Source organism: Streptomyces yunnanensis (genome assembly GCF_029011865.1).
Taxonomy (GTDB): domain Bacteria; phylum Actinomycetota; class Actinomycetes; order Streptomycetales; family Streptomycetaceae; genus Streptomyces; species Streptomyces yunnanensis.
The window spans coordinates 8,995,846-9,006,903 of sequence record NZ_CP095749.1; the positions used below are offsets into that span (position 1 = coordinate 8,995,846).

Consider the following 11,058-nt stretch of genomic DNA (forward strand, 5'->3'; position numbering starts at 1 on the left):
GAGGAACGGAAAGAGGTTCTTGAACGGGCCGAGCACGTCCGGGAGATGCTGACGGGTTACCGCTCGGGATGCGAGGAGTTGGCAAGGCCGGGTGAGCCACGGCCTGAGTACGCTCCCGGCCTGTCGTTGGGGAAGCGCTACGCGGCCAAGGCGGCCGAACTGGGCCTGACCGTGCGGTCGGTGGAGCGGTGGGCACGTGCATTCCTTGAGGGCGGTGAGGTGGGGCTCGCCCCGAAGAAGGCACAGGTGGAGGGTGGGCTGTCTCATGCCGATCCGCGCTGGGTGGAGGTGGCTGAAGAGGTTCTGGGCGAGTACAAGGAAGAGTCCCGGCCCTCCGTGAAGCTCGTGTTGGAGCGGGTGCAGGCCCGGCTGGAGGAGCGTTTCGGGCCGGACGCGGTGCCGCTGCCGAAGCGGACGGCGGGGTATCGGTGGATGCACGAGCTCGAGCGGCGTCATCCGACGTTCCGGTTGAGTACAAAGCGCAACCGGGAGATCGCGGATCGTCCCGACGGTGTCTACGGGAAGCTGCGGCCCACGCGGCCCGGCGAGTACGTGCTGATGGACACCACGCGACTGGATGTCTTCGCCTTCGACCCGGTGACTTTGAAGTGGGTGCAGGCGGAGCTGACGGTCGCGATGGACTGGTACACCCGCTGCATCACCGGCATCCGTGTCACTCCGGTGTCGACGAAGGCCGTTGACGCGGCTGCCGTTCTCTTCCAGACCTACCGGCCCCGGCCCATCCCTGAGTCCTGGCCGAAGGAAGCGGCCTGGCCCGATCACGGGATCCCCCGCGGTGTCCTGGTGGATGCCGAGGCAGTCCATGGTCCCGTCACGGGAGCCGTCGGCCCTGCATTAGCGGCGGAGACGGTCATCGTCGACCACGGCAAGATCTATCTCTCCGCCCACCTGACCAGCGTCTGCCGTCGGTTGGGCATGTCGATCCAGCCGGCCCGACTACGGACGGGCCGGGACAAGGGCCGGTCGAAAGATTCTTCAGGACCGTGCGGGAAGACCTGCTGCAGGTGCTGCCCGGCTACAAGGGCCCCGACATTCATTCACGGGGGCTCAATCCTGAAAAGGACGCCTTCTTCTTCCTGCACGAACTCGAGGCGATCATCCGCGAGTGGGTGGCGTGTGTGTATCACCGCAGACCGCACAGCGGTCTCGTCGATCCGCACCTGCCGAATGTGGATCTGTCACCGGCCGCGATGTTCGAGCACGGCCTCGCCCGGGCCGGCTACATCGAAGTGCCGCGTGATCCGGATCTCGCCTACGAGTTCCTGGAGGTCACGATGCGGACCGTCCAGCACTACGGCGTCGAGATCAAGGGACGCCGCTACGACGGTCCGGGGCTTGCTGGCCTGAAGGACATGGCCGGATCGGACGTCGAGCTGGCCAAGCGACGGCTCCCGTTCTTCGCCGACCCCGATGACGTCACCCGCATCTACTTCCGCGACGAGGAGCGCAAGTGGCACACGCTGAAGTGGGAACACGCGGCGAGTCTCCAGATGCCGTTGAGCGAGGAAGCGTTGCAGTTCGCCCGGCGCCTGGCCGCGAAGCAGTACACCTACCCCAACGACCGGCTCGCCGTCGCGCTGCTGCTGGAGCGGTGGAATCTCGGGCTCGGCAATTCCTTGGTCGAACGGCGCATGGCCCTGCGACTCTCTCGTGAACAGGCCGCCGTGGATCTGCCCGAGGAAGAAGCCTCCGAGGTCAACGTCTTGCCGTCGGTCGCCCGGGTGCTGTCCCTTCCTGAACAACCCTCGCCTCCGGCTGCCGAGTCCGACGAGGCCGAACTGGGGGATGACGACGCCGACGACCTGGAGGAGCTGGACGAGGAAATCGACTTCTACGCCACGGCTTTGAAGGACGTTGATGACGATGAGTAGAACGCCCCGGGCCCTGGCCGAGGAAGCCGATCTGCGTTCCCGCCTGGATCACCTCACGCTGTCCCGGAAGGAGGGCTTCGGCCGCTTTGCCGATGCCCCGCGCCGGATCCGTCCGGATCTGCTGTCTCGTCGGCAGTTGAAGAAGCTGTGTGATGAGGCGCTGACCGAGTACAACCGCGCCCGCCGCAAGTGGCATGCGAACCTCGGCCCGCTGGACACCCCGCAGATGCAGGCCCTGCACGAAGACCTCTGGGACATCTTCGACAGCAACGACCAGGACGGTGACAAGGTCAAGGGCGGGATCGCTCTCGACGCCTTTCCCGGTCTGGGCAAGACCACGGCCGTTCTCGCTTTCGCCCGCAAGCTCCACCGTCGCATCATCAAGGAAGAGGGCCAGTACACCGACGATGGCCATGAACGCTGGCCGGTCTGCCGCGTCGGCCTGACCAGCAACACCGGAATGCGCGATTTCAACCGGGCCATCCTGGAGTACTACGGGCACCCAGGCCGTCACCGCGGCACGACTGCCGAATTCGGCTATCGCGCGCTCGATTCCGTCTTGTCCGCGCAGACGAATCTGCTGATCGTGGACGACCTGCACTTCCTGAAGTGGCGGAACAAGAGCGGGATCGAGGTCAGCAACCACTTCAAATACATTGCCAACGAGTTCCCAGTGACCTTGCTGATGGTCGGCGTCGGCCTGGAGAAGCGGGGTCTGTTCAGCGAGGGAGCAAGCTACGAAGACGCGGTCCTCGCCCAGACCGGACGCCGCACGACGCGACTGGGCCTGGAAGCGTTCGACATCAAGACCGAGAAGGGGCGCCGCGATTGGCGCGACATCCTCCTCGCAATCGAGAAACGCGTCGTCCTTGCGCACAAGCACCCCGGCATGATCGCGGACGAACTGTCCGACTATCTCTTCGCCCGCAGCACCGGGCATATCGGCTCCCTCATGACGCTGGTCAACCGCGGCTGTCAAAGAGCCGTACGCACCGGCGTCGAGCGTCTGGACACGAAACTACTGGACCAGGTGAAGAACGACGCCGCGTCCGAACGGGCCCGCCAGGAATGGCAGGACGCCCTCGAGGCCGGCCGGCTCGTCAGTCGGCCCGGGCAGAAGCAGAAGAAGGTGTCGTGAGCGAACCCCGAACTCTGGCGATCCGCGTCCTCCCGCAGCCCGGCGAGAGCCTGGACAGCTGGCTCGAGGCCCTCGCCCGCCGCTCCTGGACATCGCTGTCCGCACTGCTGGACGCTCTCGGACTGCCGACGGAGGAACGTACTCACTACCTCTTGACGGGGCTGCCTCCGGAGATGTTTCAACGGCTGAAGAAACAGCTGAACCTGCGCGTTAGAGTGCTTGAGCAGTCTGCCGTCCCGCCCGCTCTCTTCGGGCGCCGAGCGCCCCACTGGCGATTCTGTCCGCAATGCCTCAACGAGGGACAAGGGCGCTTCCCGACGCGTTGGTGGCTACCCTGGACCTTCGCCTGCACCAAGCACCAGGTGCTCCTGCACAGACACTGCCCCAGCTGCCACGCCGAACCTCGCGGGTTCCTGCCCAGGTCCGTTCACCTGCACCCGCCCGGGCGCTGCATGCGCCGCACCGGCCTCAGGACAGTCTGCGGAGCCGACCTCGGCGAACTCCCTGCCCTCGCCCTCCCCACGGGCACCCTCTGCTGCAGGCCCAGGATCAGCTCGACTCTCTCCCCGTCCACCAACGGATGGACCCCGACCGAACCTTCTCAAAAGTCGACAAGTGCCTATCACCGTTGATGGAGTCACTGACCGCTACCGACCTGCTCTCCCTGAACGACGCTGCCCGAGATGCCTGGCAGAACACGCTCACCGACGTCACTGACCTCAACACTGGACTCGGAATCTGGCGACTACAGGAGCGACGACGCACCATCCTGACCCCCGACTTCCTGAATCGCGAATACGTGGAAGGCCAGACACCTCTCCACGCGATCGCCAAGAGCCACGGGCTCCCGATCAAGCACGTCATCCAGCACACCAGGGAACTCGGCGTCACCATCTTCCGCGGAAACCGTCCTCGCACCATCGACAACGAGGAATGGCTCCGCGAGCAGTACCTCGACCGGGCCCGAGGCATCGACGACATCGCCCAAGAGATCGGCACCAACGGCAACGTCGTCATCCGCCACCTTGAGGCACTCGGCATCCCCCGGCGCCCGTTCAGCGCACGCAGCCTGACGGCGCTCAACGCGAAGCTGGACGAATCGGTGCCTGCCGACATCCGAGCAGCGGTCGAAGGAACCCTGCACGGCTGGCTCCGCCTCCGCAGGTTCCAGATCAACATGGTCTTCCCCACCCTCACGGCCGCAGCCCAGCACCTCGACGTCATGCCGAGCGCGCTGGCCAGCCAGTTCCACCAACTGGAGCAGGACATCGGCACCCAGCTGTTCCACCGGTCTGTCCGCCACTCGCCTCAGCGGCCCACCGCCCGAGGCACGGCGCTCCTTCAAGACCTCGACAACAGCCAGGTCCGGGCGCTCATGCAAGACGCACTCGGATCTCGCCTAGATCCACTACCAGCTCCCGACGCGGTCGACTTCGCGACAGCAGTCGTCGACGGCGAACGCGCCGCCCTCACGGTTCTGCACCCGCACGCACCGCCCCCTCAGCGCTTGAACATCCCCTCGCCCCTGCACCCTCTCCTCGACCACCTGCTGACACAAAGCGACCAGGAAACCTCCTCAGCCCAGATCCACACCGCCACCGGCATTCCGTTCACCACCGTCTATAAGCAGGTCAAGCGCCTGGAAGCAGCCGGCTGGCTCACAAGCCGCCTCGAAACCCGTGCCGAACGGCCAGGCTCCGCACGCCGACGAACGTTCTACTCACTCACCACCGCGGCGCATCAAGCCGCTTCCACGATCACCCGACGTCCCGCGGCGCCGAGGAAAACGACAGCACCGCGGGACGAAACCACCGACACAACGGCAGGACCGCTCTATGAAATCCCAGGTCAGGAGACCTAACGATGGGTCAGATCAGTGAAACCTACAGCGGCGGCGCGTCGCCCGCTCAGGCGTCGCCGGGCAGCAGGTGCTGGTCGACCTGCCGGAACGCCCAACTGCCCTTGGCATGGGTGAACACCCACACCAGGTCGAAGCGGTCGGGCCACTCGTCGGGGACGCCGCTGCCGGAGGCGCCGAGCGCGGAGACGATGTCGGGGATGCGACTGTGCTCCCAGCAGATCAGCACCGGCCCGGTCGCGGACAGGGCGGCCTTCGCGAGGGCGTCCTCCTCGGACTCGGCGAACTCGGTGTCGACCTTCAGGCCCATGTGGTGGGCGAGCGGGGTGACGGTCTGTCGCATCCGGTGCGCACCGGCGTTGGGGCCCTGGTCGGTCGCGGCGTAGATCGTCCGGGGGCGCTCGATGCCGGCCGGGAGCTTCTGGCCCGCCGGCGGGTCGAAGAGCTTGGGCAGTGCGTTGGCCCGGTCCCAGCCGCGCCGGGTGAGCGACTTGTGGTCCTCGTGGCCGTGCTCGTCGATGCCGGGGTGGTGCTTGTCGGGCTTCTCACCGTGCCGGATGATCATGATGACGGTGGAGTTCCCCGGCGTGGGCTTCCCCGCGCCGTGCGGGCTGAGCGACGCGGCACTCCCCCTCTTCCCGCCGCAGGCCGCGAGCACCGCAGGGGCCGCCGCGGCCAGCCCCGCCAGCACCCAGCGGCGACTGACCGCGGGGCGGCCGGCGGCAGGGGGCGGGACGGCGGCAGAGGGGTGGGGGGAGTCGTCCTCGGAGATCCTCGAATTCGGCATATGCGCAGTCTCCTTCGTGACAGGGAAGGGTGGGGGGTGGTGCTGCGGCAGTAGAGCACGCGTCGCTGAGGAAGCCCGCCGAATGGTGGCGCCCAGGTGCAGACGGGCCGGCGGGGTCGCGGGGTCCGGGTCGTGGGTACCCGAGCAGTCCACAGGGCCCGGTGGGGCGCCCGCAAGAGGGCGTGGCCGGCGTCCCGGGGTGGCGCACGCCGAAGCGGACGACTCCGGCGGGAGCGCGATCGGTGCCCCCGCCGCGGGCGGTGCCGGTCGGTTCCGGTCAGCGGTCGGCGAGTTGGCGTACGTGGTGGGCCACGTCCCGCCACACCGGTTCCGGCAGTTCGTGACCGACGCCGGGCAGCGGGACGAAGCGTGCGCCCGGTATGCGGGCCGCGACCGTGCGGCCGGCCGACGGCTTGACGAGGGGATCGTCCAGGCCGTGCAGGACCAGGGTCGGCGCCGTGATGCGCTCGATGGCGGGGCCGTGCCACTGCGCGCCGATCTGGCGGCTCTGGCTGCGGGCGTCCAGGACACCCGCGTCGGGCGCGCTGACGAGCCTGGCCCGGAGGGCCGGCTCGTCGAAGGGGTGGGCGGGGGAGTGGAGCAGACGGGCGAGCGCCACGCCGGCCTCGATGTGCCCTTCGGGGGTGGGCGGGTGGTTCATGCGGGCGAGCCGGGCGAGGGTGCGCAGCCGGATGTGGCGCATGGTGGCCAGGCCGGCGGAGTCGCCGGGAACGGCCGACACGGTGGTGAGCGTGCGCACGCGCCGGGGGTGGCGCAGGGCGATGCGCTGGGCGACCGCGCCGCCGAGGGACTGGCCGAAGAGGTGGGCGGAGTCCCAGCCCAGCGCGTCCAGCACGGCCATGGCGTCGTCGGCCATGTCCTCGGCCGTGTAGGCGGGGCCGTGCCTGCGGAGCAGGGCGGAGATGGGGTTGGTGGTGGCGGTGGGCGGCAGGTGCGTCGAGTCGCCCGCGTCGCGCTGGTCGTAGCGGGCGACCGTGAACCCCTCGGCGGTCAGCGCCCGGGCCAGGCCGGTGGGCCACCACTGCCGGGAGACCCCCAGGCCGGTCACCAGGAGGAGCGGCTCGGCGTCGGTGTGTCCGGGCGTCAACTGGTCGTGGGCGAGCCGGACTTCGCCGTTGGTCGCCCACTGGGTGGCGCTCCACGTGGGGGACGAGGTGTGGTGCTGCATCGAGTTCCCTTCCGGTAGTCGCGGTGACCGAAATACCGCGAACGATGTTCGCGGTTACGTGGTTATAGTTATCAGCAAGGAGTCGGATGAGGGAAGGGGCGGGTGAGTCTGGATGGCCGGCAAGGCGGACCGGGCGGCGGCGACGGAGACCGCGCTGGTGTGGGAGCGGCCCGAGCGGGGGATGCGGGGGCCCGCACCCGAGCGGAGCCGGGAGCAGCTCACCGAGGCCGCGATCGGGCTCGCCGATGCGGGCGGGCTGGCCGCGGTGTCGGTCCGGCAGGTGGCCCGCGAGCTGGGCACCGGTCCCGCGTCCCTCTACCGGTACGTGGCCGGCCGGGACGACCTGGTGGACCTGATGGTGGACACCGCGACCGGGGAGATCGACCTCGATGCGGAGCTGACGGGGGATCCGGTGACGGATCTGGTGGCGCTGGCCACCCGGACGCAGCGGGTCCACCTGCGGCACCCGTGGCTGCTGGAAGTGCCGCCGGAGGCCCTGCGGGTGGGGCCGCGGGGGCTGGACTACCTGGAGTTCGCGCTGCGCGCGCTGGAGCCCGTCGCGGGACTGACCGGGCCGGGCAAGCTGGAGGCGGTGGCCGTGCTGAACGCCCTGGTCACCATGTTGTCCGGTGTCGAACTCCGGGCTCGCCGGTCACCGACGGGCCGTCAGGCGGCACAGGCCGCCTACCTGGGCGCGGTGGCCGGGCGCGGCGGGCATCCGCTGCTGGCGGCGGCGCTGGCCGGCGGGGCGGCGGACGGCCCGCCCGACGGCGCGCGCCTCGGTGCCGAGGACGCCGCCGGGGCCGGCGCCGGCTTCGAGCGGGTGGTCCGGCGGGTGCTGGCGGGCCTGCTCGTGCCCGATCCGCCGGTCCGCTGACCGCCCGGCCCTAGCGCTGCCGCCGGGGCGACGTCCGGAGGTCGGTGCAGTACGGCAGGTCGTGCACCGGCCGATCGTGCAGGAAGCGCGTGACCAGGTCCGCGTACTCGGCCTCGCGCTCCAGATGGGCCATGTGGTCGGCGTCGCGGATGAGGGCGAATGCGCAGCCGGCGATGGTGTCCGCGACGGCCCGGTTCTCCTCCGGTGAACTGGCGCAGTCGTGCTCGCCGGTGAAGACCAGCGCGGGGACCCCGTCGATCCCGCCCGGCGGGTAGAGGTCGGTGCCCAGGAGGCGTTCGTGGCAGGCGGCGTAGCGCAGCGCGGCGCTCTGCGACGTCCGCATCAGCTGGCGTTCCAGGAGTCGGGCGACCGCCGGCCCCTGGGCGACCTCGTTCCGGGTGGCGCCGTTGACCAGCATGTCGACGACGTTGCGGGCGTAGTCGCGGCGGGCCGGCTCGTCGGCCGGGTGGGAGTCCGTGGTTCCCACCAGTTCCAGGCCCTGGCGGACCACCGCGGTCAGCCGGGGGCCGACCCGGGGCGTGGCGCCGGCGAGCAGCAGTCGGGCCACCCGGTCCGGGTGCGACTGGGCCAGGCGGTAGGCGATGGGGGCGCCGTAGGAGGCGCCGAGGACGTTGACCCGGTCCATGGCCAGCCGGTCGAGGGCGTGCAGCACCGAATCGGCCAGGACCTCGAAGCCGGCGCTGGCGGCCAGGTCGCCGGCGGTGCCTGTGCCCGGCAGGTCCATCAGCACCAGGGCGGTGTGCGTGGTGAGTCGGCGTTCCAGCCGTGGCCAGGAGTACATGTCCTGGAGAGCGCCGCCGATCAGGACGAGCGGCTCGGTGCCGGACCGGTGCCGGGGCATGAGGAGTCGGCACGCGTAGGTCATGTCCCCTAAGGCCAGGGGGACGAGGTGTTCGTCGGCTTCCATGGTTTCCACGGCGGCCTCCTCTTGGGCTTATGCGGTGGAGGGGAGCGAGGTGGTGCCGGCGCGGCGGGAGATGAGGTCGGCGAGGTCGGCGACGGTCGGCGCCGCGGACAGCTCGTCCTCGTCGATCACCAGCCCCAGTACGTCCTCCAGCGCCATGGACAGCACGGTGACGGCCATCGAGTCGATACCGGCCCGGTCCAGCGACGCTTCCGGGACGATCGGCTCGCCGGGCAATCCGGCCCGGGTGATGAGGAGTTCCTTCAACTGCGCGTACATGGTCACTTCCTTAGGGGCGGGGCCGTCGGGGGAGTGAGGCCGTTGTGGAGTGCGCGTCGTGGTGGTCAGCGTTCGGCCTGTAGGCTGGCGGGCCAGACCAGCGTCGTGGCCGCCCAGGCGAGCCCGCTGCCGAAGGCGACCAGCAGGACGCGGTCGCCGGGGCGCAGGGCCCCGTCGGCGGCGGCGTCCGTGAGGAGCAGGGGGATGGAGGCGGCGGCGGTGTTCCCCACCGTCGCGATGTTCGACGGCACCCGCTCCGGTGGGATGCCCAGCGCCTCGGAGACGGCGGCACTGATCCGCGCGTTGGCCTGATGGACGATCAGCCGGTCGACGTCCGTCAGGGCCCAGCCCGCCGCGGCGGCGGCCCGGGTGGCGGCGGCCGTCATGCGGCGCACGGCGTGCCGGAGCACTTCGTTGCCGCGCATCCGGACGTGCCGTTCGCTCTTCGGCGCGGCGTCCCGGCCGTCGCGGTTCCGTGAGCCGCCGACCGGGATCACGATGGCGTCGGCGCGCTCGCCGTCGCTGCCCCACACCACCTCGCCCAGCGAGCCGGCCTGGCCGGGGCGTCCGCCTTCCAGGACGGCGGCGCCGGCGCCGTCCCCGAAGATCGGCGCCGTGGCGCGGTCCTCGGGGTCGATCACGGCGGACATCGTCTCGGCGCCGATGACCAGAACCCGTCCGGCCGTACCGGAGCGGATGAGTCCGGCCGCGACCGTCGTGGCGTAGAGGAACCCCGAGCAGCCCGCGGCGATGTCGAACGCCGCGGCGTTGCCCAGCCCGAGCCGGGCCGCGACGTCCGGGGCGGTGGCCGGGCACGGGTGGTCCGGCGTGGTGGTGGCCAGGACGACCGCGTCCGCCTGGGTCACCCCGGCGGACCGCAGGGCGCGGGCGCCGGCCTCGGCCGCCAGGTCCCCGGTGGCGGTCTTGGGGTCCGCGCGGCGTCGCACGGAGATGCCGATCCGTTCGCGGATCCAGGCGTCCGAGGTGTCCAGGTGGGCGCAGAGTTCGTCGTTGGTGACCTCGCGGGGCGGTAGCCAGGCCCCGAGTCCGGTCAGTACTGCGGTCGTGGCCGCTGGGGCCTGCGCACTGTCCTCCGACTCATACATGGAGTAAATGTAATCAATCGGACGCTTGGGGTGAGCGGCGAAGGCGGCGGTGGCGTGGCGTTGGGGTGGTGTCCGGCACGGCGGCGGTGGTGGTCCGCCGTACCGGACACCATCCTCAGGCCGGCTGCCCGGCGGTGGTCCGGGCGTAGTGCTCGGTGATCTCGTCGCTGGTGATCAGCCACACCCCGGGGTGCTGGGCGATGTGCTCCAGCGCCTGGTCGAGGTACTTGTGGCGGAACGGCTGGTTGATGACGAACGGGTGCAGCACCAGCGACGTCACCCGGCCACTGCCCGCTCCAGTCCAGTACGTATTCCAGGCCCAGTTCGGCGAGGAGTTCCGGGGTCCGGAGGGTCTCGGTGAGGGCCGGGCCCAGCCGTCCGTGGGGGCGGTGGCCGGTGGTCTTCTCGATGGTGCGGACCACGTCGGCGAGGTGGGCGCGCTCCTCGTCGGGCGTCATGTCCGCCTGGAAGAGGGAGTTGTTCCTCCCGTGTGCGACCCAGGCCCAGTCGTGGGCCCGGCCGGCCTCGATGATCTGCGGACAGCGCTCGCCCACGTCGGAGTTGAGCATCAGGCTGGCGCGGATCCCGTGCCGGTCCAGGCTCTCGATGAGCCGCCAGATGCCCACCCGCGGGCCGAGTCGCGCCAGCCGTAGTTCAGCGGGTCCGGCCCTGAAGTGAGCCCGGTCGCCTGCGGACACGGGGGCGTCGGGCGCCGTCTACGGGCGGTAGACACAGGCCGCGAGCCCTGAGTGCCGCCGCCAGCCGAGCGACTCGTACAGCGCGCGGCCCTCGTCGGTCGCGCCCGGGACCCCGAGCATGGCGCCCTCGGCCGGCGCGCGGTCGGCGAGCGTCCGCATCACGAAGCCGCCCAGGCCGCGCCGGCGGTCGCCAGGCTCGCGCGGTAGCCGGCGGGCGCCACCGGGTGCGTGGCCCGCAGGTCCGCAGCAGTGCGCATTACTTGTTCGGGCGGGTGTGCGAAAGTCGGTTTACCGCGGCGGATCGTCCCT

The 11,058-nt window shown here is 70.4% G+C and carries 12 protein-coding genes and 1 pseudogene; 5 read left to right on the top strand and 8 right to left on the bottom strand.

Going from position 1 to position 11,058, the window contains the following annotated elements; translation table 11 throughout:
- The first annotated feature begins 1,004 nt into the window (after positions 1 to 1,004).
- The 4 genes from MOV08_RS39395 to MOV08_RS39405 are packed head-to-tail and all read left to right on the top strand — an operon-like array spanning position 1,005 to position 4,891.
- Positions 1,005 to 1,892: a Mu transposase C-terminal domain-containing protein gene (locus MOV08_RS39395; protein ID WP_275310939.1), complete on the top strand. Its 888-nt coding sequence runs from the start codon at positions 1,005 to 1,007 to the stop codon at positions 1,890 to 1,892.
- Positions 1,885 to 3,030 carry an AAA family ATPase gene (locus tag MOV08_RS39400; protein WP_275306794.1) on the top strand — a complete coding sequence of 382 codons (1,146 nt, stop codon included), beginning with the start codon at positions 1,885 to 1,887 and terminating at the stop codon, positions 3,028 to 3,030. Before MOV08_RS39395 ends, MOV08_RS39400 begins: the two co-directional genes overlap by 8 nt.
- On the top strand, positions 2,961 to 3,662 hold the full coding sequence (locus tag MOV08_RS44280) for a TniQ family protein (protein ID WP_420834138.1): 702 nt from the start codon (positions 2,961 to 2,963) through the stop codon (positions 3,660 to 3,662). The genes MOV08_RS39400 and MOV08_RS44280 overlap by 70 nt, the downstream gene beginning before the upstream one ends.
- Positions 3,662 to 4,891 carry a LysR family transcriptional regulator gene (locus tag MOV08_RS39405; protein WP_275310941.1) on the top strand — a complete coding sequence of 410 codons (1,230 nt, stop codon included), beginning with the start codon at positions 3,662 to 3,664 and terminating at the stop codon, positions 4,889 to 4,891. Before MOV08_RS44280 ends, MOV08_RS39405 begins: the two co-directional genes overlap by 1 nt.
- 46 nt (positions 4,892 to 4,937) lie before the next feature.
- Here MOV08_RS39405 and MOV08_RS39410 read toward each other — a convergent pair whose 3' ends face one another.
- On the bottom strand, positions 4,938 to 5,675 hold the full coding sequence (locus tag MOV08_RS39410; protein ID WP_275310942.1) for a hypothetical protein: 738 nt from the start codon (positions 5,673 to 5,675) through the stop codon (positions 4,938 to 4,940).
- Between the two features lie 277 nt (positions 5,676 to 5,952).
- Positions 5,953 to 6,864 carry an alpha/beta fold hydrolase gene (locus MOV08_RS39415; RefSeq protein WP_275310943.1) on the bottom strand — a complete coding sequence of 304 codons (912 nt, stop codon included), beginning with the start codon at positions 6,862 to 6,864 and terminating at the stop codon, positions 5,953 to 5,955.
- Between the two features lie 112 nt (positions 6,865 to 6,976).
- Here MOV08_RS39415 and MOV08_RS39420 point away from each other — a divergent pair, with 112 nt between their 5' ends.
- Complete coding sequence (locus tag MOV08_RS39420; RefSeq protein ID WP_052287189.1) at positions 6,977 to 7,741, top strand: TetR/AcrR family transcriptional regulator; 765 nt, start codon at positions 6,977 to 6,979, stop codon at positions 7,739 to 7,741.
- 10 nt (positions 7,742 to 7,751) lie between these two features.
- Here MOV08_RS39420 and MOV08_RS39425 read toward each other — a convergent pair whose 3' ends face one another.
- The 6 genes and pseudogenes from MOV08_RS39425 to MOV08_RS39450 all read right to left on the bottom strand — a co-directional run bounded on the left by MOV08_RS39425 (position 7,752) and on the right by MOV08_RS39450 (position 10,908).
- Entirely contained in the window at positions 7,752 to 8,669 is a 918-nt protein-coding gene (locus tag MOV08_RS39425) for an alpha/beta fold hydrolase (RefSeq protein WP_275312023.1), read from the bottom strand.
- Between the two features lie 27 nt (positions 8,670 to 8,696).
- A complete protein-coding gene (locus tag MOV08_RS39430; RefSeq protein WP_039638997.1) occupies positions 8,697 to 8,945 on the bottom strand; it encodes an acyl carrier protein in 249 nt (82 codons plus the stop codon).
- Positions 8,946 to 9,010: 65 nt separating this feature from the next.
- Entirely contained in the window at positions 9,011 to 10,051 is a 1,041-nt protein-coding gene (locus tag MOV08_RS39435; RefSeq protein ID WP_275310944.1) for a beta-ketoacyl-ACP synthase III, read from the bottom strand.
- Between the two features lie 115 nt (positions 10,052 to 10,166).
- Positions 10,167 to 10,331, bottom strand: coding sequence for a hypothetical protein (locus MOV08_RS39440; protein ID WP_275312067.1), 165 nt, complete (start codon positions 10,329 to 10,331; stop codon positions 10,167 to 10,169).
- Between the two features lie 85 nt (positions 10,332 to 10,416).
- Positions 10,417 to 10,749, bottom strand: a pseudogene (locus tag MOV08_RS39445) (hypothetical protein); the annotation flags it as partial.
- Between the two features lie 18 nt (positions 10,750 to 10,767).
- Positions 10,768 to 10,908, bottom strand: a complete 141-nt coding sequence (locus tag MOV08_RS39450) for a hypothetical protein (protein WP_338057324.1) — start codon at positions 10,906 to 10,908, stop codon at positions 10,768 to 10,770.
- Positions 10,909 to 11,058: the final 150 nt, after the last annotated feature.